Annotated in this window: 17 protein-coding genes and 1 pseudogene; 9 read left to right on the plus strand and 9 right to left on the minus strand. The window is 74.8% G+C overall.

Annotated features, from left to right (window positions below):
* Positions 1–68 precede the first annotated feature (68 nt).
* The 3 genes from AC067J_RS10195 (at position 69) to AC067J_RS10205 (ending at position 6,652) form a co-directional block, all read left to right on the plus strand.
* Positions 69–3,923, plus strand: a complete 3,855-nt coding sequence (locus AC067J_RS10195; RefSeq protein ID WP_478297506.1) for a DUF5682 family protein — start codon at positions 69–71, stop codon at positions 3,921–3,923.
* A complete protein-coding gene (locus AC067J_RS10200; RefSeq protein WP_478297508.1) occupies positions 3,920–6,022 on the plus strand; it encodes a hypothetical protein in 2,103 nt (700 codons plus the stop codon). Before AC067J_RS10195 ends, AC067J_RS10200 begins: the two co-directional genes overlap by 4 nt.
* 162 nt (positions 6,023–6,184) lie before the next feature.
* Positions 6,185–6,652, plus strand: coding sequence for a MarR family winged helix-turn-helix transcriptional regulator (locus tag AC067J_RS10205; RefSeq protein WP_478297510.1), 468 nt, complete (start codon positions 6,185–6,187; stop codon positions 6,650–6,652).
* Between the two features lie 96 nt (positions 6,653–6,748).
* On the opposite strand, the gene AC067J_RS10210 is transcribed toward AC067J_RS10205, so the two are convergent.
* The 5 genes from AC067J_RS10210 to AC067J_RS10230 form a co-directional block, all read right to left on the minus strand.
* Entirely contained in the window at positions 6,749–7,321 is a 573-nt protein-coding gene (locus AC067J_RS10210; protein ID WP_478297512.1) for a GTP-binding protein, read from the minus strand.
* A gap of 150 nt (positions 7,322–7,471) precedes the next feature.
* A complete protein-coding gene (locus tag AC067J_RS10215) occupies positions 7,472–7,852 on the minus strand; it encodes a DUF742 domain-containing protein (protein WP_478297513.1) in 381 nt (126 codons plus the stop codon).
* The gene (locus AC067J_RS10220) at positions 7,849–8,280 is read right to left on the minus strand and encodes a roadblock/LC7 domain-containing protein (protein ID WP_478297515.1); all 432 of its coding nucleotides are present in this window, start codon (positions 8,278–8,280) and stop codon (positions 7,849–7,851) included. Before AC067J_RS10220 ends, AC067J_RS10215 begins: the two co-directional genes overlap by 4 nt.
* Entirely contained in the window at positions 8,280–10,637 is a 2,358-nt protein-coding gene (locus AC067J_RS10225) for a sensor histidine kinase (protein WP_478297516.1), read from the minus strand. The genes AC067J_RS10220 and AC067J_RS10225 overlap by 1 nt, the downstream gene beginning before the upstream one ends.
* 405 nt (positions 10,638–11,042) lie before the next feature.
* On the minus strand, positions 11,043–12,314 hold the full coding sequence (locus AC067J_RS10230; RefSeq protein ID WP_478297518.1) for an acyl-CoA dehydrogenase family protein: 1,272 nt from the start codon (positions 12,312–12,314) through the stop codon (positions 11,043–11,045).
* 408 nt (positions 12,315–12,722) lie between these two features.
* Here AC067J_RS10230 and AC067J_RS10235 point away from each other — a divergent pair, with 408 nt between their 5' ends.
* From AC067J_RS10235 to AC067J_RS10245, 3 genes are all read left to right on the plus strand, one after another.
* Positions 12,723–13,799: a GAF domain-containing protein gene (locus tag AC067J_RS10235; RefSeq protein ID WP_478297520.1), complete on the plus strand. Its 1,077-nt coding sequence runs from the start codon at positions 12,723–12,725 to the stop codon at positions 13,797–13,799.
* A gap of 295 nt (positions 13,800–14,094) precedes the next feature.
* The gene (locus AC067J_RS10240) at positions 14,095–15,693 is read left to right on the plus strand and encodes a lipase maturation factor family protein (protein WP_478298159.1); all 1,599 of its coding nucleotides are present in this window, start codon (positions 14,095–14,097) and stop codon (positions 15,691–15,693) included.
* A gap of 208 nt (positions 15,694–15,901) precedes the next feature.
* A complete protein-coding gene (locus tag AC067J_RS10245; RefSeq protein ID WP_478297521.1) occupies positions 15,902–18,274 on the plus strand; it encodes a hypothetical protein in 2,373 nt (790 codons plus the stop codon).
* A gap of 110 nt (positions 18,275–18,384) precedes the next feature.
* Here the strand turns inward: AC067J_RS10245 and AC067J_RS10250 are convergent, their stop codons facing one another.
* On the minus strand, positions 18,385–19,488 hold the full coding sequence (locus AC067J_RS10250; protein WP_478297523.1) for a lytic transglycosylase domain-containing protein: 1,104 nt from the start codon (positions 19,486–19,488) through the stop codon (positions 18,385–18,387).
* A gap of 201 nt (positions 19,489–19,689) precedes the next feature.
* Positions 19,690–20,424, minus strand: coding sequence for a helical backbone metal receptor (locus AC067J_RS10255; RefSeq protein ID WP_478298161.1), 735 nt, complete (start codon positions 20,422–20,424; stop codon positions 19,690–19,692).
* Between the two features lie 324 nt (positions 20,425–20,748).
* Here AC067J_RS10255 and AC067J_RS10260 point away from each other — a divergent pair, with 324 nt between their 5' ends.
* From AC067J_RS10260 to AC067J_RS10270, 3 genes and pseudogenes are all read left to right on the plus strand, one after another.
* On the plus strand, positions 20,749–21,840 hold the full coding sequence (locus AC067J_RS10260; protein ID WP_478297525.1) for an ABC transporter substrate-binding protein: 1,092 nt from the start codon (positions 20,749–20,751) through the stop codon (positions 21,838–21,840).
* Positions 21,841–21,843: 3 nt separating this feature from the next.
* The gene (locus AC067J_RS10265; protein WP_478297527.1) at positions 21,844–22,923 is read left to right on the plus strand and encodes a FecCD family ABC transporter permease; all 1,080 of its coding nucleotides are present in this window, start codon (positions 21,844–21,846) and stop codon (positions 22,921–22,923) included.
* Positions 22,920–23,693 (plus strand): annotated as a pseudogene (locus AC067J_RS10270) (ABC transporter ATP-binding protein); the annotation flags it as partial. The gene AC067J_RS10265 and the pseudogene AC067J_RS10270, both read left to right, overlap by 4 nt.
* A gap of 245 nt (positions 23,694–23,938) precedes the next feature.
* Here AC067J_RS10270 and AC067J_RS10275 read toward each other — a convergent pair.
* Positions 23,939–24,940 carry an L-tyrosine/L-tryptophan isonitrile synthase family protein gene (locus AC067J_RS10275; RefSeq protein WP_478297529.1) on the minus strand — a complete coding sequence of 334 codons (1,002 nt, stop codon included), beginning with the start codon at positions 24,938–24,940 and terminating at the stop codon, positions 23,939–23,941.
* 108 nt (positions 24,941–25,048) lie between these two features.
* On the minus strand, positions 25,049–26,449 hold the full coding sequence (locus AC067J_RS10280) for a cytochrome P450 family protein (protein WP_478297531.1): 1,401 nt from the start codon (positions 26,447–26,449) through the stop codon (positions 25,049–25,051).
* Positions 26,450–26,501: the final 52 nt, after the last annotated feature.

The raw sequence follows: 26,501 nt of genomic DNA on the forward strand, positions 1-26,501 counted from the left end.
CCAGATCCGTTCCACAGCCCAGATCCCTTCCACACCCCAGATCCGTTCCACACCGGAGAGGTGAACACATGAGCAGCGCGGTGCTGCCCGACGAGGCGGGCGTCGACGACCCGCGAGGCGCGGTCGGGACGGAAGCGGCCCGGCTGGCCGCCTCCGGACTCGGCGCGCCCGGGCCGTACCTGATCGGGGTGCGCCACCACGCGCCCTCGCTCAGCGCGGTCGTACCCGCACTGCTCGACGCCGCCCGCCCCGAGGTGCTGCTGGTCGAGCTGCCCGCCGAGTTCCAGCCCTGGCTCGACTGGCTCGCGGACGAGTCCACCCGGGCGCCGGTCGCCCTCGCCGCCGCTCCCGGCGGTCCCGGCGAGGACGGCGGCGACCCGGGCCACGGCGCCGGCGGGCTCGCCTTCTACCCCTTCGCCGACTTCTCGCCCGAGCTGGCCGCCCTGCGCTGGGCCCGCCGCAACGGGGTGGCGGCGGTCGCGTGCGACCTGCCGCTCGCCCTCCGGGGCACCGGGCACCGCCGGTCCGCCCCGGCGGCGGGGGAGCGGACCGCCCCCGACCCCCGCCCCGGTGTGGCCGACGCCCTCCGGCACCGCCTCACCGGCCGGGACGACGACGAGGACCTCTGGGACCGCCTGGTCGAGACGGCCGCTCCCGGCTCCGCGCCGGAGGCCGTCCGCAGGGCGGCCCTGCTGGTCGGCTGGGCGCTGCGCCGGGACGCCGAGGACGGCCCCGGCGTCGACGAGTACGACCTGCGGCGCGAGGCCTGGATGCGGTCCCGGATCGAGGAGGCCTCGGCGGGCGGCCGCCGGGTCGCCGCGGTGATCGGTGCCTTCCACGCCCCCGCGCTGGCGGTCGCCGACCCCGCCGACCCCGCCGACCAAGCCGCCCCCGACGGCGCCGCGCCCGCCGACCCCGCCCCGACCGTCGGCCACGTCGTCTCGCTGATCCCCTACACCTACCCGCTGCTCGACGCCCGCTCCGGCTACCCGGCCGGCATCCGCGACCCCGAGTGGCAGCACACCGTGCTCGACGCGGGTGGCGACCCCGAGCGGCTCGCCGAGGCGCTCACCGTCACCGCCGTCCGGATCTGCGAGGCGCTCCGCAACCAGGACCACCCCTCCGGCCCGGCCGACGCCCGCGAGATCGTCCGGCTCGCCGGCGACCTCGCCCGGCTGCGCGGGCTCGCCGCCCCCGGCCGGGGCGAACTGGTCGAGGCCGTGCAGACCGTCCTCGCCCAGGGCGAGCCGCTGGGACGCGGCCGGGCCGTCGCCCGCGCACTGGAGCGCGTCCTGGTCGGCACCCGCACCGGCCGGCCCGCACCGGCCGCCCCGCGCAGCGGCCTCGCACCCGCCGTGGAGGCGCTGCTCGCCGAACTCGGCCTCCCCGGCCCCGGCGAGACCGCCGAGCCCGCCCCCCGCGACCTCCGTCTCGACCCGCTCCGCTCGCCCCTCGACCGGCGCCGCGAACTCCTCCTGCAGCGGCTCGCCGCCTGCGGGGTCCCGTACGGCGAACCGGTCGCCACGGCGGGCGCGGGCGGCACCGAGACCCTCTCCACCCGCTGGCGCGTCCAGTGGACCCCGACCGCGGCCGCGATGCTCACCGTCGCCGGCACCCGGGGCGTCACCCCGGCCCAGGCCGCCGAGGGAGCCCTGCGCGAACAGCTGCGCCGTGAGCAGCAGGCGGACGGCCCGACCGCGCGCGAGGTCCTCCGGGGCCTGGCCGACGCGGCCGCCTGCGGCCTCCCCGCCCTGGCCGACACCCGCCTCGCCCAGCTCACCGCCGTCCTCCCCGAGAGCGGTACCCTCCCCGAACTCCTCGACGCCCTCGCCCTCCTGGACCGGCTCACCGCCGGCCACGTCCCCGGCCTCGCCGCAGACCTGTCGGCCGCCACCGGACCCGACGCCGGGCACGAAGTCGGACCCGAGGCCGGACCCGGCGCCGATCAGGCCGCCGACCGCGTTGGGGCGGGGCGGGCCGAGGCCCTCGCCGCCGCCGGGGAGGTGGTGACGGTGGCGGCGGTCCGGCAGCTGGAAGGGCTGGGAGGCTCGGACGATCCGGCCGACGCCCGGGCCCTCGTGGAGCTGGCCCGGCGGGCGGACCTCTCCGGGGGCATCCGGCTCGGCCGCACCCTGGCCGACCTCGCCGGCGGCGGGAGTCCGCTGGTGCGCGGCGCGGCCGGTGCGGTGCGGGTGCTGCTCGGACAGGAGGACCCGGCGGTGTTCGGCGACCGGGCGGCCTCCTGGGTGGACGGCGCCACCGGGCCCGAGGCCCGGCACGCGCTCGGTCGCGCCCTGGCCGGGCTGCTGACAGCGGCCGAGGGGCTGTTCGCGAGCGCCCCCGAGGTCCTCGAACCGGTGCTGGAGCGGGTGGTCACCCTCGCCGACGACGCCTTCCTGGACCGCCTGCCCGCCCTGCGCGGCGGCTTCGACACCCTCAGCCCGGCCGCCCGCGACCGGCTGCTGACCCTGGTCGAGGAACGGCTCGGGGCCCGCCTCGACACCCTGCCCGAGGAGGTGCCGCCGGCCCTGCTCGCCGACTGGTCCCGCGCCGACCTGGCCGCCCGGGCCGCGCTCGGCCGTCGAGGACTGCTCCCGGCCGCGCCCACCGCTCCGGACGGCCGTCCGGGCACGCCCCCGGCTCCGGGCCGCACGCCCGCTCCCGCGTTCGCCACCCCGGACCCCGCCCACCCCCGGAACCACACCGACACCCCCGCCCACGCCCCAGCCCTAGCCCCCGCCCACACCCTCGGCCCGGCCGAGCGGTGGCGGCTGCTGCTCGGCCGACCGGGGAACGGCGGCCTCAGCGGGCGCTCGGCCAGGCTCGCCACCGCTCTCGACGAGCTGTACGGGACGGGACACGGCGAGGGCTCCGGGCGAGGCCTGGACGGCGTCGGCGGCAACCGCGGCGGGCGCGAGGCGCCGTACCCGGGGGTGCGCGAGTGGTCCGAGGAACTCACCGCCCTGTTCGGACCCGGCGTCCGGGAGGAGGTGCTGGCGGCCGCCGTCGCCCAGGGCAGGACCGACGCGCTGGCCGCGATCGACCCCGGCTCCGTCCGGCCCTCCGTCGACCTGCTGCGCACCGTGCTGGAGCACGCGGGCGGCCTGCCCGAGGCCCGGATCGCCGGACTGCGGCCGCTGGTCCGACGCCTGGTCGACGAGCTGACCCGGGAGCTGGCGACCAGGCTGCGCCCGGCGCTCACCGGGATCAGCGTGCCGCGTCCGAGCCGCCGCCCGGGCGGCGGACTGGATCTGCACCGGACGATTCGCGCCAACCTCGCGACCGCCCGCCCGGCCGAACCGGCCCCGCCCGGCGGCCACGGCCTGGGACACGGCCACGGAATCGGAGACGGAGACGGCGGTGACGGGGGCGGCCTGGTGATCGTGCCGGAGAAGCCGGTGTTCCGCACCAGGGCCCGCAAGGCGTCCGACTGGCGGCTGATCCTGGTCGTCGACGTCTCCGGCTCCATGGAGGCCTCGACCGTCTGGGCGGCGCTGACCGCGTCGATCCTGGCCGGGGTCCCCTCGCTGAGCACCCACTTCGTCGCCTTCTCCACCGAGGTGGTCGACCTGACCGACCGGGTGGAGGACCCGCTGGGCCTGCTCCTGGAGGTCCGGATCGGCGGCGGCACCCACATCGCCGCCGGTCTGAAGTACGCGCGGGAGCTGGTGACGGTGCCGTCCCGCACGCTGGTCGCGGTGATCAGCGACTTCGAGGAGGGCGGCCCGGTCGGCGGGCTGCTCGCGCAGACCCGCGCGCTGGTCGACTCGGGCTGCCACGTGCTCGGCTGCGCCGCGCTGGACGACACCGGGACGGCGCGGTACTCGAAGGCGGTCGCGGGCCGGCTGGTCGCGGCCGGGATGCCGGTGGCGGCGCTCAGCCCGCTCGAACTGGCCCGCTGGGTGGGGGAGAAGGTCCGATGACGGAGACGGGAGCGGTGGGAGCGGTGGCGGAGACTGCGGTGGACTGGCCGGCGGTTCGGCCGGAGGTGGTCGCCGAGGTGGTGGCCGGGCTCTCGGCACGGTTGCAGAAGCGGCTGGACAGCGCGGCGGCCAAACTGGCGGGGCGTCCGGTGGAGCGCACCGGCGACGAGTGGCGGATCGCGGTGGACGAGGAGGCGGAGCTCGTCCTGCACGCGCCGGGCGGGGTGATCGCCGACCAGGCCGACGTCCGCTGCGGCTGCCTGCTGGCGCCCGCGTGCGTGCACCGGGCGGCGGCGGTCACGGTCTGTCCGATCGCGGAGGAGGAGCCGGCGGCCGGGCAACCGGCCGAGCAACCGGACGGGCAACCGGCCACCGGGGTTGCCGGCGCGGACACCGCGGAGCCGGCCGCCGCGGCCGCCGCCACCGCGGCCGCCACCACTGCGGTACTCGGCCCGGTCGCCGGCCCCGGGAGCGTCGGTACGCCGTCCCCCGACGTGCTCACCGCCGCCGAGTCGGCCGCCGTCCACGGGCTGCACCGGGCGGGCGCCGCCGTCCTGGCGGCGGGGGTCGGCGGCGCGGGCGCCGTGCTCCAGGCGGAGCTGCTGCGGGCGGCCCACCGGGCGCGGCTGGCCGGGCTGTACCGGCCGGCGGCCGCGGCGGTGGCGGTGGTCACCCGCGTCCGGGCGGCCCGTTCGGGTGAGCCGGACCACCGGCTGGCCGACCTGGTCGCGGGCCTGCGCGAGCTCCTCGGCCTGACCACGGCCCTGACCACGGCCCTGACCGCCGTCCCGACCGAGGCCCCGACCGGTGCCGCGACCACGGCTCCGGGCGGCGTCGCCGGCCTGCGCGGCACCTCCCGCCAGGCGTACGGAGAGGCGGGCGGGCTGCGGCTGTACGGGCTGTTCAGCGAGCCGGTGCTGACGGCCACCCACGCCGGCGTGGTCACCTGGGCGGCCGACGCGGGCGGCGGTCTGCACACGATCGCCGAGGTCATGCCGCACACCGACGCCACGACGGCGGCCCCGCAGGCGGTCGGAGCGGGGAACCGGGCGGTCCGCCTGGGGGACGCGCTGCTCAGCCACCGCGAGTTCACCCGGGCCGGGCTGGCCGTCCAGGGCGCCACGCGCTCCGCGGCCGGCCGGCTCGGCGCGGGCGCCTCGGTCCGGGCGGTCCGTGCGGCGGGGGCGGCGTGGTCGGCGGAGCCGCTCACCGGGCTCTGGGCCGAGCCGCCGGCCGCCCAGGTGGAGCGGGCCCTGGCGGCGGCGGCACTGCCCCCGGAGAGCAGGCCAGCCGGGGGTGAGCTGCTGTTCCTGGACGTGACACTGATCGGTGCCGTCCCGTACGGGCCGGGCGGCGCCTCGCAGCTGCTGGCCGACTGCGGGGGGACGGTGGTCGCCCTCCGCGCGGCCCACGACCACCCGGGGCTGGCCCACCGGGGCAACCTCGCCCTGCTCGCCGCCGCGCCCGGGCTGCGGCTGCGGGTGATCGGTCGGCTGGAGCGGGCGGCCCGTCCGGAGCTGCGGCTGCTGGCGGTCGGGGTGCCGGCCGACGGCCCGCACCCGGGCGAGCCGGCGCTCGCGCTGCCCGCCGACCGGGCGGGCCGGGTCAACCTGGGCCTGGAGCGGCTCCAGACGGCGGACCTCTCCCTCCCGGCCCCTGCCACCCCTGCCCCGGCGGACCCTCCGGCGCCGGACGCCCAGGCCGCCCTCACGGACCAGGCCGGACCCGAGGCCCCGGTCCACCTGCTCACCCGCCGGGTCGAGCAGTCGGTGACCGGCGGCAGGTCCGCGCTGACGCTGACCGTGCGGACGGTCGAAGGCGCCCGGTCGGTGGACGGCGACCGGGTACGGCTGCGGTCGGCGGGCCTGGCCACCGGGGCCGCGCTGCTGGACGGGCTGCGCGCGGCGGCTGCGGACCAGCGGCGAGACGTCTTCGGCCGGGTGGTCGCGGACGACCACGAGGGCTTCGCGGCGGCCTGGCTGGCAGCGGCCTGGTACGGGGAGGAGCTCGCCTCGGCACTCTGCGCGACCGCCTGGACGCCGTCCACGACGGGAGCGGTGCCCGCCGGGGAAGGGGCCGCTCAGTCACTGCTGTCGTAGGAGCCATGAGGAGAGGTACTTGCACGAGCAGGTAAAGAGCGCCGAATGGCATACTTGGAGGACGTGAAACGTTCGACCGGTTGTCATACCGCCGACCGGCAGCCGACGAGCGGAAGCCGACGACCGGCACCGAGGGACGACGGGCACAGAGAGGCTCCAGCCATGGGTATCCAGGACGATGCCGCCGAGATCCGCGCCAGCGGCTGGCGCACGCTCGCCGCGCTGCACGGCCTGATCGACTCGGCGCTGGAGAAGGCCCTGCAGGCCGAGCACCGGCTCTCGGTGGTCGAGTTCACGGTGCTCGACGCGCTCTCCCGGCAGGACGGCTGGCACATGAGGATGCAGCAGCTGGCCCGGGCGGCCGCACTGAGCAGCAGTGCGACCACCCGGCTGGTGACCCGCCTGGAGGACCGGGGGCTGCTCAGCCGCTACCTCTGTGCGGACGACCGGCGCGGCATCTACACCGAGCTGACCCCGCAGGGCCGCGAGCTCCTCAAGGCGGCCCGGCCGGTCCACGACGCGACCCTGGAGGCCACGCTCACCAAGGCCGCGGACGTCCCGGAGCTGGCACCGCTGGTCCGTGCGCTGTACGAGCTGGAGCTGACCCCTCAGTCCCCGGTCAGGGCCTGAGGGCGACGCCCACCCGTCGGCCGGCGCGCGCCAGTCAGCGCCCGCCCGGCTGAGCGTGGCCGCGTGGGGCCGGCCCAGGCGCCCGGGCACGGCCGGTCAGCGCTGGGCGGCGAGCGCCTCACGGTGGACCCGGTCGAGGAGGGCGAGCAGCAGCTCCTTGCTGGACGCGCGGTCGCGGACGTCGCACAGCACCACGGGGACGCCCGGGTCGAGGTCCAGGGCGTGCCGGACGTCGTCGGGGGTGCAGTCGCGGCGGCCGTGGAAGCAGTTGACCCCTATGGCGAACGGGATGCCGCGCTGCTCGAAGAAGTCCACGGCGGCGAAGCTGGACTCCAGCCGCCGGGTGTCGGCCAGCACGATGGCGCCGAGCGCGCCGAGCGCGAGGTCGTCCCACATGAACCAGAACCGGAACTGGCCGGGTGTGCCGAAGAGGTAGAGCACCAGGTCCTCGCGGATGGTGATCCGCCCGAAGTCCATCGCGACGGTGGTCGTGGACTTGTCCTGGATGCCGTCGAGGCTGTCGACCCCGATGCTGGCGCGGGTCATCCGTTCCTCGGTCTGCAGCGGTTCGATCTCGCTGACCGAGCCCACCATGGTGGTCTTGCCGACGCCGAAGCCGCCGGCGACGAGGATCTTGACCGCGCCCGGCACGAGGCTCTGGGTCGTCACGTCGGGTCTCCTGGAAGGGAACTGAACGGAACACGGAACGGGGACGGAACGCAAAACTGGGGCGGAACACGGAACACGGGAGCACGAAACTGGGACAGCGGGGACAGCACGGGGCGGGGGCGGAAGCGGCAGGCAGCGGCCGTCGGCCGGTCAGAGCCGGCGGACGCCCTCGATGACGGCCCGGATCAGCGAGATGTCCGGGGCCTCGGCGAGCTGGACGGGTGCCCGGGTGAGGATCATCCGCGCCTCGGCGAGGTCGTCCAGCAGCACCTTGACCACGCTCACCGGGAGGTCCAGGCTGGCCGCGATCTCGGCCACCGCCAGCGGGCGTTCGCGACAGAGGTCGAGGATCGCGGCCGGTTCGGGCGTCAGCCGGCTGGTGTCCGTACGCGGGTCGGCGGTGACCACCAGGGTGATCAGCGCGAACCCGTCACGGACCGGTCCGGTGCGCCCGTTGGTGATGGCGTAAGGACGGACCAGATGGCCCGCGTCCTTGTCGAAGAACCAGGCCTCTTCGGCGTCGACGGTCACGCACTGCCACCCGCGCCCGACAGGCCGGCGTCGCTGCGCGGCGCCGCGGTGAGGTACTGGCCGACCTGCTTGACCAGCATGTTGATCTCGTAGGCCATCAGCCCGGCGTCGACCGACTCGCTGGTGAGCACGGCGAGCCGGGCGCCCTGGCCCGCGGTCGTGACGAACAGGAACAGCTGGTCCATCTCGATCACGGTCTGGCGGACCCGGCCGCCGTTGAACCGGTGACCGGCGCCGCGGGCGAGGCTCTGGAGGCCGGAGGCGACGGCGGAGAGGTGCTCGGCGTCGGCCCGGTCCAGGCCCTGGGAGAGCCCGACCAGCAGGCCGTCCTCGGAGAGGACGATGGCGTGCCGGGTCTCCGGGACCCGCGCCACCAGCTGGTCCAGCAGCCAGTTGAGGTCGCGCTGGGTGTCGGTGTGCTGCGTCATCACTGCTGTTCCTTAGCTGCGGAAGGTGCGGCCGGTGCAGAGGGAGCGGCCGGTGCGTCCGAGTCGGGGGCCGCCGCGCGGGCGGTGCGGGTGCCGCGCTGGATGGCGGCCATGGTGGCGCGCGAGCGCTGGGGCGCGAGGTCGTCGGCTGCCGGACCGGGCTGGCCGGTCTGGCCGGGCTGGCCGTACGGGCCCGGCTGGGCGGGCCGGGCGTACGGGTTGGCCCGGCCGGTGGCCGCCGTGCCGGGGCCGGCCGCCGGGGTGCCCGGGTGGGCGACCGGCGGCAGCAGGGCGCCGGGTGCGTGCGCCTCCCGCAACTGCTCGGCGAGGCTGGCGTTGCGGACCCGCTGGGGCAGGACGCGGGGGGTGCGGAGCTCGCCGTCGGGGCCGTGGTCCAAGGCGGCCTCCCCGGCGCGCTGGTGCGTGGGTGCGGGCGGTCCGGCCGGAAGCGGTTCACCGCCGCCGTCACTGCTGCCGTCCCGGCCGCCGTTGCGGCCGCCGTCGTTGCCGTCGCCCGTTCCGATTCCGGTTCCGGATGCTTCGGCGGATCCGTCCGCCCACCGCCCGGCGGGTTCGCCCGCCGCCTCGCCCCCGTGCTCGTCGTACGGCCGGGGCAGGACGGGCCGCGGTACCACCACCGCGCCCGGCAGCCCGGGGATCTCCGTGCCCACCGGCAGACCGCCGTTGACCGCGGGGTCGTCCTCGCCCCGTGCGCCGCCCATGGGGTAGCGCGCGAGCAGTTCGCCGATCGTCGGTCCGTTCCCGTCGTCGGGGGCCCCGATGGCCGGGACTCCGCCCGCGGGCGTGCCGTCCGTGGGCGCGACCTCGTGCCGCACCGGCCCGCTCGTGACGGCGGGACCCGTGAAGGTCTGCCCCGCGAAGGTCTGGCCGGCGAAGGTCTGACCCGTGACGACCTGACCCGTGACGGTGGCTCCGGAGGCGGCTCCGCCGGCAGTGCCGGGGCCGCCCGGGGCGACGGCGCCGAGGACATCGGCCCCCGGAGCCCCGGAACCCGCGTCGCCGACGCCCGCTCCGCCCGCACCGGGCGCTCCGGCGCCGCCGGGACCCGCCGTCGGGGTGCCCAGCAGCCCGCTGAGCACGCCGGCCAGCGCACCGGACAGCTCCTCGTCGATCTCGCCCAGGTCCGTCTCCTCGCCCGGCAGCGGTTCGGGCACGGGCGTCCGGGTGACCCGGGCGCCGGCCGGCAGGCCGGGAACGGAGGCCGTCTGTTCGGCCTGCTCCAGCAGGACCGCCGGCACCAGCACCACGGCCCGCGTCCCGCCGTACGGGGAGGGGCGCAGGGTGACCTGGATGTCGTGCCGGGCGGCCAGCCGGGCGACCACGAAGAGGCCGAGCCGCAGGTCGTCGCCGAGCGCGGAGACGTCCAGCTCGGGCGGGTTGGCCAGGTAGTCGTTGAGGCGCTCGTACTCCTCCACGCTCATGCCGAGGCCGCGGTCCTCGACCTCGACGGCCAGGCCCTTCGGAACCTCCTGCGCGGAGACCTGCACCTGGGTGTAGGGCGGGGAGAAGGTGGTGCCGTTCTCGATCAGTTCGGCGACGAGGTGGATCACGTCGGCGACGGCCTGGCCGCTGAGCGAGGAGCGGGGCACGCCCTGGACGACGACGCGGGCGTAGTTCTCGGTCTCGGAGACGGCGCTGCGCAGCACGTTGACCATGGGGACGGCGTTGCGCCAGCGCCGGGCGGGCAGGGCGCCGCCGAGGATGACCAGGTTCTCGGCGTTGCGCCGCATCCGGGTGGCCAGGTGGTCGACGGCGAACAGTTCGCGCAGCAGCTCGGGTTCCTCGTGCTCGCGCTCCAGCGCGTCGAGCATGCTGATCTGGCGGTGGATCAGGATCTGGGTGCGCCGGGCGATGTTGAGGAAGACCTTCTTCGTCCCCTCGCGGCCCTGGGCCTGGTGGATGATGGCGGCGACGGCGGCCTGGCGGACGGCGGCGAGGCCGTCGGCGGTCTGCTGCACCTCGTCGCCGACCCGCCGGGCGGGGGCCCAGGCGGGCGGGGTCGGGACCGACTCGCCGGACTGGAGCCGGCCGACCACCTGCGGGATCTCGTGCTGGGCGATCGCGAGGGTGTCGGCGCGCAGGCCGGAGAGCCGGGCCGACAGGGTGCGCGCGACGCGGACGCCGCGGACCGTGCTCCAGAGCAGGACGGCGACGACGACGGCGCTTCCGGCGTACAGGGCGGTGCGTTCTCCGGAGTCGCGCAGCAGGTAGGCGGCGTAGCCCCAGGCGGCGGCGAGGCCGAGGCAGGGGACCAGCGCGAGCGCGAGGAGCGAGCTGCGGAGGGAGCCGGACCGGCCGGCGCGGTGGCCCGTGCGGGGGGCCGATATGCCTGGCATCTGATTCCTTGTAGCAGGGCCGAACGGCGGGGTCGCCCGTGTGCGGTACCGGCCGGGCTTCGGGGGCGCCACGGCCGGCGGCTCCCCGAGGGGATGACGCGGCGTCACCGTCCGGACGAGTGCAGCACGGCCGCCGACTGCAGGCACGCTACCAGCCTCAGGTGCCCTCCCTGCAACATCAACTGACGATATGTGAACGGCCGGTGACGGGGGCGCCCGTCTCCGGGGGCTCCCTCGGGCCGGGGATCGTCGCTGGTCAGCGGAGTTGCGGGAAACGTCCGACGGCTTCCCGGCGACCGGGGAGCGGTCGCCGGAAAGCCGTCAGGGACAGGTCAAGCCGGCCTGGGCCGGAGGATCGGCCGTCGGCGTCGGCGTCGGCGCTGTCGCCGTCGCAGGCGACAGCGGCTAGCCGGCCAGCGGCATCCGGAACACCGCCCCCACCTCGGCCGCCGCCTCGGTGGCCGCCTCCCGCTGGGCCAGTTCGGTCCACGCCCAGCTGGCCAGGCCCGCCAGTTCGGCGGACCACTGCTTGCCGTAGGTGCCCGAGGCCACCTGGCCGAGCCGCAGCCGCTGGATGTCGGAGGTGCCGGCCGGCGGGTAGACGTGGGTGGCGTCGCGCAGGTAGCGCTCGATGTGGAACTCCGCCTGCAGGCCGCGGGCGGCGTGGATCTCCATCGCGTTGCGGGCCGAGTCCAGTGCGTACTCGGTGTTGATCAGCTTGGCGTTCATCAGCTCCGCGTCGCACGCCTTGCCGTGGTCCAGCAGGTGGGACGCGTGGTAGGCGGCGAGCTTGGCGGTCATCAGGCGGGACTGCATCTCGCCCAGCTTCAGCGCGATGTTCGGCAGTTGGGAGAGCGGCTTGCCGTAGAGCATCCGCCCCTCCGCGAACCGCACGGTGTCCTCGACGATCGCCACGTGGATGCCGAGCGCCACGGCGGCGAGGTTCAGCCGTCCGTACAGGGTGGAGGAGGAGTAGGCGACGTCCAGCCCCTGGCTCTCCCGGCCGAGCCGGTTGGCCACCGGGATCCGGCAGCCCTCGAAGACGATCTCGCCGAAGCTGAAGCCGTGCAGGCCGCTCTGCGAGCCGAGGGTGCCGGTACGGAAGCCGGGGCGGTCGCTCTCCACCAGGAAGGCGGAGAGGCCCCGGCTGCCCTTGCCGGTCCGGAACACCACGCCGTGGACGTCGCCGATGTGCGAGTTGCCGACGAACCACTTGCGGCCGTCGAGCACGTACTCGTCGCCCTCGCGCCGGGCGGTTCCGGTCATGCCGAGCACGTGGCCGCCGGACTCCGGTTCGGTGACGGCGATCGTCGGCAGCGACTCCCCGGAGGCGAACTTGGGCAGCCAGTGGCGTCGTTGCACGTCGTTGCCGAAGTGGATGACCTTGGCGACGCCGAGCTGTGAGGCCTGGGCCATCGCGCCCATCGCCCCGCTGACCCGGGCCAGCTCCTCGACGATCACGGTCTTCGCGAGGTGTCCGAGGCCCAGCCCGCCGAACTCGCGGGGGATGGTGACCCCGATCCAGCCACGGCGGGCGATCTCCCGGGAGAGTTCGAACTCGACCTGGCGGTCGGCCTCCATTCTGGCCACCTGCGGGCGTATCTCCTTCTCCGCGAACTCCCGCACCTCCGCTCGGAGGCATTCGTGTCGCTCGTCGGTGAAGTAGTCCATCGCCATGCCGGGGTCCTCTCGGATCGTCTGGTGGTCGTGCCTCCGTCCGTGCAGCCGATCCGCTCCGGTCGCCCAGGCGTGGGGGTGGTGGGGTGGCGGCCGGTTGCCCCATTGCAGCCGGTGCGCGCGGAGTATCGGCGATGTCCAACGCTGCCCGAAGGAACCACCGTTTTCGGCAGGGCTCATTGTCATATGTGGCTTGGTAGTGCTCCATAGTGGATCTTCGATTGGCGAGATCCTGATCGTCCAAGGACCACCGGGGGTTGAGGCGGCCCCAGGAGGGGGAAAAGATCCACCCCACTTTCCCCGGTCGGCCGGGTCGTCGCCGACATGCAGCTTTGACTGAGCATCAGCAAGCCGGATGTGGAGGGCTGGGAGCGCGGAAGGCGCCGCATGTCTGATTACATGTGCGCCATGACTGATGTGATGAGCACTCAAGGCCAGTTCCCGGGTGCCGCCGGGGAATCCGAGCGGACCCGCAGGCTGCGCAGCCTGGGTCTCAACGAACCGACCGCGGACGAGGCCTTCGACCGCTTCGCCCACCTGGCCGCCAGCATCACCCGCGCCCCCATCGCGATGGTCAACTTCATCAACGACGAGCGCCAGATGTTCCGGGGGCTCTACATTCCGCCAAACTCCACCGATGTCGCCACCGACGGAGGCGCCTCCTGGGCGGATCGCGGCATCGCTTTCGACCTTCCGACCCGTGAGATGCCGCTGAGTCACGGCTTCTGCCCGCACGTGGTCGCCCAGCGCTCCCCGCTCGCCCTCGACGACATCCTCGCCTACCCCCGCTTCGCCGGTAACCCGGTCGTCGACGAGCTGGGCGTCCGCGCCTACCTCGGCGCCCCGCTCGTCGACGACACCAACACCGTCATCGGCACCGTCTGCGTGCTCGACCGCGAACCCCGCCAGTGGGGCCGCGAACGACTGCGCGACATCCAGCACCTCGCCGAAGCCCTGCTCTCCGAGATCCGGCTGCGCGACAACCTGCTCGCCCAGCAGCAGGAGATGTTCGCGGCCTTCGACGGCTCGCCCTTCCCGATCATGCTCACCGACGGTCCCGGCCAGGAGATCCGCTACGCCAACGCCCAGCACGCCGACATCTTCGGCGCCCCCGCGGCGTACGGCACGATCGGCCAGGCCTACCCCCAGCTCGGCATCGCAGGCCTCCAGCAGGCGGTCTCCGAGGCGTACCACACCGGCCGGACCACCGTCCTCAACGACGTCCGCATCCAGTCCAACCGCCCCGAGGCCCAGCGGATCCAGCAGATCTTCAGCTTCACCTGCACCCCGCTGCGCACCGCCCGCACCGGCCAGGTCAACGGCGTGCTCACCGTCGGCATGGACGTCACCGCGCAGTCCCGCACGGAGGAGGAACTCGGCACCCTCGCCGCGCTCCTGGTCGACCGGCTCCAGCAGAACGGCGCCGCCCCCGCCGGCCGTCCGGGCCTCGGCGCCGGCGGGACCGGGCTCGTCCTCCCGGGCTGACACCGGTTCCGCACCACCGCCACCGTGGCGGGGCGCCTCTCACCCCCGAGGAGAGGCTCCCCGCCACAGTGCTGCGCGCACGCCGCCGTGCGCGGCACCGCCGTTGCGACGCCGCCGTGCACGACGCCGCCGTGCACGACGCAGCCGTGCGCGACGCCGCCGTGCACGACGCGGCCGTGCGCGACCGGCCGGGCCCCGGTTCGGCCGACGGGACGGCCACCGCCCGGGTGAACCGTCCGCCCCGCTCCCGCACCCACGCCCCGTGCGGCGGGCCCCGGTGGTAGGCATGGGCCGCATGCAGTGGTTCGCCGCCCCCGAGTACTGGCTCAGCAGACTGCTCGTGCAACGGCTGCTGGCCGCCCTCTACCTGACCGGCTTCCTCGCCGCCGCCCTCCAGTTCCGCGCCCTGATCGGCGCCGGCGGGATGCTGCCCGTGCCCCGCTTCACCGCCCGGGTCCCGTTCCGGCAGTCGCCCGGCCTCTTCCACCTCCACTACAGCGACCGCTTCTTCGCCGCCGTCGCCTGGACCGGCGCCGCGCTATCCGCCGCCCTGGCCGGCGGACTCGGCGACGCGATCCCGCTCTGGGCGTCGATCCTCTGCTGGGCGGCGCTCTGGGTCCTCTACCTCTCCATCGTCAACGTCGGACAGACCTGGTACTCCTTCGGCTGGGAGTCGCTGCTGCTGGAGGCCGGCTTCCTGGCGGCCTTCCTCGGCAACGCCGACACCGCCCCGCCCGCCCCGGTCCTGTGGCTGATGCGCTGGCTGGTCTTCCGGGTCGAGTTCGGCGCCGGCCTGATCAAACTGCGCGGCGACAGCTGCTGGCGGGACCTGACCTGCCTCCGCTACCACCACGAGACCCAGCCCATGCCGGGCCCGCTCAGCTGGTTCTTCCACCACCTGCCCGCCCCGCTGCACCGCGTCGAGGCGGCGGCCAACCACGTCACCCAGCTCGCCGTCCCCGTCTGCCTCCTCCTCCCGCAGCCCGTCGCCACCTTCGCCGCCTGCGCCGTGATCGCCACCCAGCTCTGGCTGGTCGCCTCCGGCAACTTCGCCTGGCTCAACTGGCTCACCATCGCCCTCGCCCTCGCCGCCGTCGACCCCGCCCGCCTCGGCCTGCCGGTCCACGACCGGACGTACGGAGACGCGCCCGCCTGGTACGAGGCCCTCGTCCTGGCGCTGACCGCCGCCGTCCTCGTCCTCAGCTATTGGCCGGTCCGGAACATGCTGTCCCGTCGCCAGGTCATGAACCGTTCCTTCAACCGCCTCCACCTCGTCAACACCTACGGCGCCTTCGGCAGCGTCAACCGGCTCCGTCAGGAGGTCGTCGTCGAGGGCACCGACGATCCGGCCGTCACCCGGAACACCGTGTGGAAGGAGTACGGGTTCAAGGGCAAACCCGGCGACGTGCGCCGCCTCCCGCGCCAGTACGCCCCCTACCACCTGCGGCTCGACTGGCTGATGTGGTTCGCCGGCATCTCGCCCGCCTACGCCCGGCCCTGGTTCCTGCCGTTCGTCGCCCGACTGCTGGTCAACGACCCGGACACCCTCCGGCTGCTGCGCCACAACCCCTTCCCCGACGCCCCGCCGACCCACGTCCGGGCGACCCTCCACCTCTACCGGTTCACCGGTTGGCGCGAACTGCGGGAAACCGGAGCGTGGTGGCACCGGACCGCGCTCTCCGACTACCTCGCGCCGGTCGACCTCGCCGCCCTCGGCCGCGCCGGGTACCGCCCACCGCTCGGGCGACGGCTCCGCACCGTTCAGCCGGAGCGGCTCCGGCGGCCCGGCCCGCCCGACGCGCCGCCCGTCCGGGGTGCGCACCACCCGCCCGTCCGGGGTACGGACCACCCGTCCGGCGGACACCCGGACCACCCGCCCGGCCCTCCCGAGTAGCGGCCAGGCGAGCGGTATGGCACGCCACACCCGTCCGAGGGGCGGTGGGTGCGTGCAAGGCTCGAACGGGCACCCGTATTCTTGGCCTCCACAACCGGAAGCCCGACCGCGCACCCCCGGGGCCGCTCCCGCCGGAGCCCCTCGCGCACCCGGACCGCCGGCCCCCTCGCCGCCAGCCCCGCCGCAGTCGCCCAGAACCGGACCTCACATGACAGTGCTTCACTCGCGCAACGCCGACGCAGCCGACGCCGCAGACGCCAAGGACGCCACCGACGCCAAGGACCTGGAGCAGACCCGCGGCCAGGCGGTCACCGCCGACACCGACCTGCGGGAAGAACTCGGCCGGTACGCCGAACTCGGCGCCTTCACCCTCACCGCCGACACGCACGCCTGGTACGCGGCCGTCGACACCGTCGCCAGCCCCGAGGACGCCCGCGCGGCCTCGACCGTCCTCGCAGAGCTGCGCGGCCACGACCTCCAGCAGACCTGGGAGGACGTCACCGCGCTCGCCGCGGACGTGAAGATCGACGCACCGGACACCGCCGGTAAGACCGCCGTGCTGGTCGAGATGCTGCAGCTCGTCCACCGGACGTCGACCATCCTCACCCCCGCCGCCTACGACGCCGACCTCGGCACCCTCGCCGCCGCCACCGCCGACCGGACCTGGCGCCGTGAGCGGGGCGTCAAGCTCTCCTGGCTGCGCGCCCGCTCGCTGCGCAAGCAGGCCGCCGCCCTCGCCGCCACCCCCGGCCGCCCGCGCCCGCAGGACCTCCACGAGGCCCTCGCGTCGGCCGAGGTCGAACGCCGTGCCTGGGCCGCCCTCGCGCCCGCCGGCACCCTGCCCGTCCCGCCGGCCGACGGCGCCCTGGTCCACCGCACCGCCCAGGCGGTCGAGGCCATCAACACCGGCCTGCGCGAGCTCGCCCGCCTGCTGCCCGGACACGACCTCGACGCGCTGTCCTTCCCGGACCTCGTCGACCTGGTCGAGCGCCTCGCCGCGGACGAGGGCACCCTCTACCGCCTCCCCACCATCCGCACCCTGCGCGCCACCCTGGAGGACGCCGGCCTCGCCGACCTCCTCGCCGAGCTGACGGTGGCCCGCGCCGACCGCCGTGCCGCCGAGGCCGCCTACTCCGCCCGCCAGGCGCTGGCCGGCGGCCAGCGTGACGGCCTCGCGGGGAGCGGGGAGCCGGAGGCTCCGGAGGAGGACGAGGCGACCGGTGCCGAGGCTGAGGCCGAGGCCGCGACCGTCGACGAGGCCGTCGACGAGGCCGTGATCGAGGCGCCGGATGCTGCCGAGACCGGCAGCGCGGAGGACGTCGCGACTGACGCCACGACGGACACGGACACGGAGACCGCCACCGACACCGAGGAGCCGAAGGCCGAGGCCGAGGCCGAGACCCCGGAGTCTGAGGTCCACACGACCGAGGAGTCGGCGGCCGAGGCCCCGGAGACCGGTGAGCCGAGGACCGAGGCGGCCGTCGAGTCGGTCGTCGAGGAGAAGCCGCTCGTCGTCACCCTCCCGGCCCCCTCGCCCGCCGCCGACGACTTGGTCGGCACCACGCCCGCCGCCCCGGTCAAGCCTTCGGCCGCTGATGCTGACGCCGTTGAGACTGCGGAAGCCGCTGCTGTCGAGGCCGAGGCCGAGCCGGTTGCGGAGGCCACGGTGGAGGTGGAGGAGTCCCCGGTTGCGGAGACCACCGCCGAGGTGGAGGAGGCTACCGCCGAGACCGAGACCGAGACCGAGACCGAGACCGAGACCGTGGCGGTCGCTGTGGCTGCCGTCGATGCCGATGCCGAGCCGGTTGCGGAGGCCACGGTGGAGGTGGAGGAGGCTTCCGCCGAGGCTGAGGCTGAGGCCGAGACCGAGGCCGTGGCGGTCGCTGTGGCTGCTGTCGATGCCGAGGTCGAGCCGGTTGCGGAGAGCACGGTGGAGGTGGAGGAGGCTTCCGCCGAGACCGAGACCGAGACCGAGACCGAGACCGAGGCCGTGGCGGTCGCGGTGGCGGCCGTCGATGCCGACGCCGAGCCGGTTGCCGAGGAGTCCTCGGCCGTTGAGGCCGTCGAGGCGATCGAGCCGGTTGCCGAAGCACCGGTTGAGGAGGACGTTCCGGCGGTCGAGGCCGAGGTGCCGGCGGCTGCCGTGGTCGAGGTCGACGCCGAGGCCGAGAGCGCGGCCGAGACGCCCGTCGAGGCATCGGCTGAGGCACCGGCGGAGGATGCCGCGCCGGAGCCGGTGGTCGAGCCCGAGTCCGAGCCGGCGGCCGTCGAGCCGGTTGCGGCGGCGGACGTCGTGAGTGACGTCGAGCCCGAGGTGCCCGCCGTCGAGGAGACCGCTCCCGAGGCGGACGCCACCGTCCCGGCGGCGCGGCCGGAGAAGCCGGAGTTCACGCCGGGTCGCCCGGTGACGGCCTACTCCGCCGAGGAACTGCTCTCGATCGTGCGCTGGATCGACGGGGACGGCGTCGGGCGCAGCGACGAGGAACTGCTCCGGGCCGCGATGAAGGAGCTGGGCTTCGCCCGCCTCGGGCCGCGCATCAAGGAGGCGCTGGGCACCGCTGTCACGGCGGCGCGCGCCTGACGGACGGAAGCAGAGGGCCCGGTGGATGCGGTGCGTACCGCATCCACCGGGCCCCTTCCGTTTCCCCCGTGGGGCTCCGGAGCTCAGGGCTCCGGGCGCCGGGGGACGGGTCAGCCGGTCTTGTTCCAGGGCTGGCTCGTCATCAGCGCCTTCACGTTGGCGACGTAGCCGGGGTTGGGGATGACCAGGCTGCCGGTGGTCGTGCCGGTGGCGGGGTCGGTGACGGTGTTGTAGTGGACGTTGCCGGCACCCGCGTTGTAGGCGGCGATGACCAGGTCGAGCAGCGGGGTCTTGCCGGTGGCGGGGTCGGGGGAGAGGTCGTACTTCCCGCCGAACGAGGAGTCGCCGTAGTAGGCGATCAGCCAGTCCAGCAACTGGGTGCCGAGCTGGACGTTCCCGTTCAGCGTCTTCGGGTCCGAGGTGGTGCCGAACTTGCCGTTCATCCAGCTCACGGTGGCGGGCATGATCTGCATGGTGCCGATGCCGCCGTCGCAGGCGAGGATGCCGGACTGCCAGCCGCTCTCCTGCCAGGCGATCGCCTTCACCAGGTTGACCGGGAGCGCCGGGAGCTTGTCGGTGCCGCCGCTGCTGAGGAACAGCGTCCGGGGCGTTCCGGCGGCGGTGGTGAGGGCCGCGGCGACGGTCTCCTTCGGCTCGTCGGGCTGCGGCTTGGACGGCGTGCAGGAGCTCTGCAGCGGCGGGACGTGCGGGGTCGCGGGCGCGGGCGGCGGCGGGGGCGCGACGGGGCCGGGCTTCGCGGTGGGCGCGGGAGCGGCGGCGACGGCGGCTCCTGCGGGCGGCGCGACGGGGGCCGGCGCGGGCGGGGCCGGCTGCGCGGGAGGGGTCTCGGCGGGCTTGGCGCTGCTGGGCTTGGCGGCGCCGGCCTTGGCGGTGTCCGCGGTCGGGCTGGTGCTCTGTGCCGGCGCGGTGCTCTGGCTCGGCTTCGCCGACTTGCTCGGGGTGCTGCGCGGTGAGGCGCTGCTGCTCGCGCTCGGCGTCGCGGTGGCGGACGGGGAGGCGCTCGGTGTGACGGTCGGCGTGGGGGTGGGTGTGGCGGACGGTGTGACGTCCGTGGTGGCTGCGACCGGCGGCGGCGTGGGCGTACCCCCGGCCTGCTCGTCCGCCTTCTTGGTGCCGCAGCCCGCCAGGAGCGCGGTGGACACGGCTGCCGCCGACACCGTCACCAGCACCCGCCGCGAAGCGGTTCTGCGCACGGCACTCACGCGTACTGCACTCACGTGCATCGATCCCCCCGTATGTCACCGGCTGACCCGGTGAGAGGCCGACATCGTACGACTACCCGATCGTCGGGCCTTCGCGTGGGGCGGTCCTTCGTGCGCATCCGCCTTCCGCAACCCGCCTTCCGCAACCCGGCATTCGGCATCGGCATCGGCGTCCGCAGCTGGTCCGGCCGGCTACTCCGGCAGCGCCCGTGCCAGCTGGGCGGCGAGCACGGCCGGCGCCTCCACCAGCGACGGTCCGTACCAGGTGAGGTGGCGACCGCTCACCAGCGCGGCGGGGACGCCGGGGAACGCCTCCGGGCCGTCGTCGGCGGTGAAGCGGTAGGGCTCGTCCGGGAGGACCACCAGTTCCGGCCCGGCGGCCAGCAACTCGGGCAGGGGGACGGCCGGGTACCGGTCGGGGTGGTCGGAGTGCAGGAGCCGGACGCCCAGGCGCCCGAGCAGGTCACCGGCGAAGGTGTCGCGGCCGAGCACCATCCAGGGGCGGCGCCAGATCGGCACGACGGCCCGGCGGGCCGGCCCGGGCAGCGGCCGGACCGCCGCCCAGGCGGCCTCGGCGCCGTCCAGCCAGGCAGGGCGGGGCAGGCCGCATCCGAGGGTCAGCAACCGGTGCAGCGAGCGGACGGCCTGGTCGAGGGTCCGGATGTCGGTGACCCAGACGGGCAGGCCGGCCGCCCGCAGGGCGTCCAGGTCGGGGCGGCGGTTCTCCTCGTCGTTGGCGATCACCAGGTCGGGGGCGAGCGCCACGATCCGGGCCACGTCGGGGTTCTTGGTGCCGCCGATCCGGGGGACGGCGAGGTCGGCCGGGTGGCTGCACCAGTCGGTGACGCCGACCAGCAGACCGGGTGCGGTGGCGGCGAGCGCCTCGGTGAGCGAGGGGACCAGCGACACCACCCGCCGGACCGGCAGCGGCCCGAGCGGCACGGCCAGGCCCAGGTCGTCGACCGGCAGCGCGAGGCCGGCGCCCGCACCGCCTGTCCCCGAACCGCCCGCCCCCGCACTGCCTGTCTGCGCACTGCCCGCCCCCGCGTCAGCTGCGCCTTCGCCGACCGGCGCGGAGGGGGAGCTCGCGGAGGCGCACGGGGCGGAAGAGGAGGTCACCGCGCCACCCTAGACGCATCCGGAGCCGGCCATCCGGGCAAACTCGCGGGAACCGACCGCGCACCACGGCCGACTACCTGGTCCGGGTTCGTAGGACGGACCCGAGCACGACCATTGACCAGGAGAGTTCTGATGCGCCCTCGCGTGATCTGCGGTATCGCGGCCGCCGTTGCCCTGTTCGCCACCGGCTGTTCGAGCGACGGCGGGGGAAGCAACGACGGTTCGAACGGCGGCGGTAGCGGACAAGCGACCGCCGCCGGCGCGTTCCCGGTCAAGGTCGCCGACTGCGAGGGCAAGGAGACCACGGTCAAGCAGGCCCCGAAGAAGATCGTCACCACCGACGCGGCCGGCCTCGAAATGCTGCTCCAGCTCGGCGCCGGCGACCGCGTCATCGGCACCGGCTTCCCGCCCGGCAAGGGCAGCCTGCCGGCCGCCGTCGCCGAGCAGGGCGCCAAGGTCCCGGTGCTCGGCGACACCCTGATCCCCAAGGAGAAGCTGCTCGGCTCCGGCGCCGACCTCTACGTGGACACCTTCGGGCCGATGCCGATGATGGGCGCGGCCGGCGCCGGGCCGACCGAGGAGGAGCTCAAGGCCGTCGGCATCCAGCACGTCCTGCTGCTCTCCACCGCCTGCGCCGGCAGCCCGAAGGCCGCCAAGGGGCCGCGCACCGACCTCGCCGAGGTCGAGAACGACGTCCGCCGGCTCGGCGCGGTCACCGGGACCGCCGCCCGCGCCGAGGAACTGGTCGCCGGCATGGAGAAGCAGATCGGCGAGGTGCGCACCGCCACCGCCTCGATTGCCGAAACCGAACGGCCCGGATACTTCCTCTTCGACTTCGATGCCGGTACAAAGCAACCGATGGCCGTCTGCAGCAAGCAGGTCGCCAACGCGGTGATCACCCTGGCCGGTGCGCGCAACGTGTTCGCCGACTGCGACGCCGACTTCCGGCCCGTCTCCTGGGAGGACGTGGTGGCCAAGAACCCGGACTGGATCCAGCTCGCCGTGCGCAACCGCGGGAGCGAGGAAGCCAACCGGAAGGCCTTCGACGAGGCCGAGGCCTACCTCAAGGGCTTCCCGGCCACCCAGGGGCTGAAGGCCGTCCAGCAGGGGCACTTCCTGCGGATCGGTTCCGAGACCACCACCATCGCCGGGGTGCGCAACGCCGACACCGTCCGGCAGATCGCCGCCACCATCCACCCGACGCTCGTCAAGAACGGGCAGTAGGCCGTGGTCTCGGCCACCGTCGCCGCCCGGCGGAGCAGCGGCCGTACGCTGCGCGCCGGGCCGCTGGCGGCCGTCCTCACCGCCGCCCTCGTCGTCGCCCTGACCGCCGCCGTCTCGCTCGGCTCGGTGGACATCCCGCCCGGCGAGGTCTGGTCCGTGGTCGGCCGACGGCTCACCGGGCAGCACCCCGCGCCCGGTACCCGCGACCTCATCGTCTGGCAACTGCGCGTCCCCCGCGCCCTCCTGGCGGCCATGGTCGGGGCCGGCCTCGGCCTGGTCGGCACCGCCGTGCAGGCACTGGTCCGCAACCCGCTCGCCGACCCGTACCTGCTCGGCATCTCCTCCGGCGCCTCGCTCGGCGCCGTCGCCGTGATCGTCCTCGGCACCGGCCTGGGCCTGGAGATGAACCTCGGCGGCGTGGCCGGGCTCACCGTCTCGCTCGCCGCGTTCCTCGGCGCGCTCGGCGCGTTCTCCCTGGTCTGGCTGCTGGCCAGGCGCGGTGGGGGATTCTCCCCGCTGCGCCTGGTGCTGGCCGGCATCGGCATCGGCCAGTTCCTCACCGGTCTCACCAGCTACCTGGTGCTGCAGACCGGCGACGAGCAGCAGACCCGGGGCGTGCTGTTCTGGCTGATGGGCAGCCTGGGCGGCGCCACCTGGGGGCAACTCGCCGTCCCCGCCGCCGCCGTGGCCCTCGGGCTGGCCCTGCTCCAGGGCCGCGCCCGGGGGCTCAACGCCATGCTGATGGGTGACGAGACCGCGGCCGGCCTCGGCGTCGACGTGGTCCGGCTGCGCCGCGAGATCTTCGCCGTCACCAGCGTCCTCACCGGCGTCCTGGTCGCCGTCTCCGGCGCGATCGGCTTCGTCGGCCTGATGGTCCCGCACGTCTGCCGCCTCCTGCTCGGCGGCGACCACCGACGGCTGCTGCCGCTCTCCGCACTCACCGGTGCGGTGCTGCTGGTCGTCGTGGACCTGCTCGCCCGGACCGCACTGGACGGCCAGGAGGTGCCGATCGGCGTGGTCACCGCCCTGCTCGGCGCGCCCACCCTGCTCTACCTGCTGGACCGACGACTGGAGCGGAATTGAGAATCGCGGTCGAGGACCTGAGCGTCGCCCTCGCCGGGCGGACGGTGGTGTCCGGCGTCCACCTGGTCGCCAAGGAGGGCGAGATCGCCGGCCTGGTCGGTCCCAACGGCAGTGGCAAGTCCAGTCTGCTGCGCACCGTCTACCGGCACCTCAAGCCGAGCGCCGGGCGGGTCCTGCTCGCGGGGCGGGAACTGTCCGGGCTGACCCCGGCGCAGTCCGCCCGGCACATCGGCGCGCTGCCCCAGGAACGCGGCGGGGACTTCGAGTTGACCGTCCGCGAGGTGGTGGCGATGGGCCGCACCCCGTACAAGAAGGCGTTCGCCGCGGACGACGCCGAGGACCACCGGCTGGTCGACGACGCGCTGCGCCGGGTCGGGATGGCCGACGCCGACCACCGCCGGTTCGCCCAGCTCTCCGGCGGTGAGCGCCAACGCGTCCTGTTGGCGCGGGCGTTGGCCCAGCAGCCGGACGTCCTGGTGCTGGACGAGCCGACCAACCACCTGGACGTCCGGCACCAGGTCGAGCTGCTCGCGCTGCTGCGCGAGCAGCGCCGTACCACGCTGGTCGCGCTGCACGACCTGAACGCCGCCGCCTCGGTCTGCGACCGGCTGCACGTGCTGCACCGCGGCACCCTGGTGGCCTCCGGGACGCCGCGGGACGTGCTGACCGCCGAGCTGCTCGCCGAGGTGTTCGGCGTGCGGGCGGCGGTGGTCGAACACCCGCTCACCGGTGACCCGTTGATCGCCTTCGACCACCGGACGCCGGCCGGGGTGCCGGACCGGTCGGGCGCGGGGCCGCTGTCGACGGGTCCGGGCGTGGGTCCCGTTATGGATCCCGTCGTGGGTCCGGGCACGGGACCGGGCGTCAAGGCTCAGGTCGCGTCGTTACCCCGGACCGGGGCGGCGACGAAGCGGGAGTCCGGGCGGGAGCAGGGGCGGGATCCGGGACGGCTGGAGTCGGGGCGGGAGCCGGGCCTGGAGCCGGGGCCGGCGACGGTGCCGGCCCCGGCTGAGCCTCAGGAGGTCTCGTAGTGGCTCGGACGGCCGTTGCGCTCGACCAGTCGGCCCACCTTCGCGGCCTCCTCGCTGCGCTTCAGCTCCCAGCCGCCGTCCTGGCGGTGGAGGACCGAGGAGTGCCACGGGGTCATCCACACGTCGGAGTGCTCCAGCAGCCGGATGCCGAACTTCAGCACGCCGGCCTTCTGCGGGTGGATGGAGAGCCGGAACGACCGGGGGTGCTGCTCGGCGATCAGGTCGCCCCAGGCGCGGCTGCGCTGGATGACGCCGTAGGCGCGCGCACGGCAGTCGCGCTGCAGCGCGGACTTGGTGCCCTCGAAGCCGAAGGTGTCCTCGGTGAGGAACCGGGTGATCCCGCGGTAGAGCTTGGCGGTCTCCTCGTCGGTGAGGATCTGCTCGCGCAGCTCCTCCTTGGTCGGCGCGTACTTCTCGTGCACCCGGGCGCGCTTCTCGTCGAAGGGGAGGTCGCCGAGGACGGCCCGCAGGTCGAAGGTGGCGAGGTGGGAGAGGCCCTCGCGCTCGATCATCGCGGTCAGCGCGTCCGAGTACTCGTCGATGTGGTCGTCGGGGACGTGGATCAGGTCGCCGAAGATGTGCCCGTCGGAGCAGATCAGGATCTGGGCACCGGGCTCGTAGAGCTTGCCGATCTGCTCGCAGAGCCCGTTGAGGAAGGTGAGCGAGAGCCGCTCGCCCTCGTCGGGCAGGTGGCCGAGCACCTTGGCCAGGTTGGGCGACTTGCAGGGGAAGCCGGGCAGGGTGAACAGGATCGGGTCGCCGGCGGTGATGAAGTCCGCCAACTGCTCCAGTTGGAGCGGGAAGTCGTCGGGAGTGGTGTCGACCTCCGGGTCGGAGGCGCGGCGGTGCGGCAGCAGCAGGTCGACGATCTCGGCGGAGATGCGGGCGACGGTCTGCGGGTCCGGTGCGGTGTACCCGGCGTTGTCGTTGCCGGACTGGGCGTTGCTGGGCTGCGAGTTGCTGGTGACGGTGCCGGCGGGCGGCATGCTGGTCCTCCACGGAACGGGTTACGGGCTTCGGGCAGGCGGAGCCACGCCCCGGCGACGGTCGCCGGGACGCTGTGGTGGATGCCGAGTGGAGCTCGGGCGGGCCGGTCAGGCCCGCTTGTCGTAGGCGACCGGGAGCCGGTTCACCCCACGGGCCAGGACGGCGGGCACCCAGGCGAGCGAGTCGATCTCCTCGCCGTCGGCGGCCGACGGCCGGAGCCCGGGCAGACGGGTGAGCAACGTGCCGATGGCGATCTGGAGTTCGGCCCGGGCCAGCGCCGCCCCGGGGCAGAAGTGGATACCGTGTCCGAAGGACAGGTGGGCGTTGGGGGAGCGGTCGAAGTCCAGGACGTCGGCGTCCGGGAACTGCTCCTCGTCACGGTTGGCGGCGTTGAGCGAGATGATCACCGAGTCGCCGGCCGGGACGGTGGTCCCGTGCAGGTCGCTGTCCTCGGCGAAGAACCGCCAGGTGGTGAGTTCGAACGCGCCGTCGTAGCGCAGGAGTTCCTCGATGGCGCGGGTGAGCAGCCGCGGATCGGCGGCCTCGTCGCCGGCCTCCGCGGTGAGTGCGGCCCGCAGCCGGTCGAGCTGCTCCGGGTGGCGCAGCAGGGTGATCAGCATGGTGGTGATCTGGTTGGTGACCGGCTCCTGGCCGGCGACCAGCAGCTGGAACACCATCGAGTCGAGCTCCTCGGGGCTCAACTCGCCGGCGTCGCACGCCGTGACGAGCCGGCCGAGCAGATCCACGTCGGGGCCGGCGGGGTCGTAGGTCGCACGCTTGTGCGCGACCACGTCGGCGATGTACCCCTGCAGGCCGCGCAGGCGGCCCTCGTACGCCGGTCGGCCCGGGTCCTGCGGGCCGACCGGTTGCACCACCTTGCCCCAGTCGCGGTCGAAGCGGACGGCCAGTTCCTGCGGCAGGCCGATCACCTCGGCCAGCACGCGGAACGGGTAGTGGGCCGCGAAGCCCGCCACCAGGTCGGCGCCGCCGGCCGGGGCGGTCTCCGGCAGTTCGTCGATCAGGGTGTCGGCCAGCTCCTGGATGCGCGGGCGCAGCGACTCCACCCGGCGCGGTGAGAAGGCGTCCAGGACGAGCCGGCGCATGGTGGTGTGCTTCGGCGGGTCCTGGTGCAGGAGGTGCACCTGGAGCTGGGAGTGCTGTGGCTCCGGCATGATCGAGGCGAGCCGGCGCCACTCCTCGTTGCCGAGGTCGTGGTTCTTGCCGAACCGCGGGTCGTTGAGCGCCTCGTGCGCGGCCTTGTAGCCGGTCACCAGCCAGGCGCCGACGCCGCTCGGGAACTTCACCCGGTGCACGGGGCCGGCGGCGCGCATCTGCCGGTACAGCGGATAGGGGTCGCTCTTGTACTCCGCCCCGTACAGCGGTACCGGGTCGGGGAGTTCGTCGTAGCCGAACGGGCAGCGCGGCGCGTCGGCGGCGGGTGCCGCCGACGTCGCCTCTGTCGCGCCGGTCTGGCCGGCCGAGGCCGGGTCGTGGACGGTGTCGGTCATGCGGGTGTTTCCTCCGGTCGGGATCTGTGGTGCGCAGGAGGAGGTGTGACGT

It is taken from the genome of Kitasatospora sp. NPDC042419 (genome assembly GCF_056437345.1).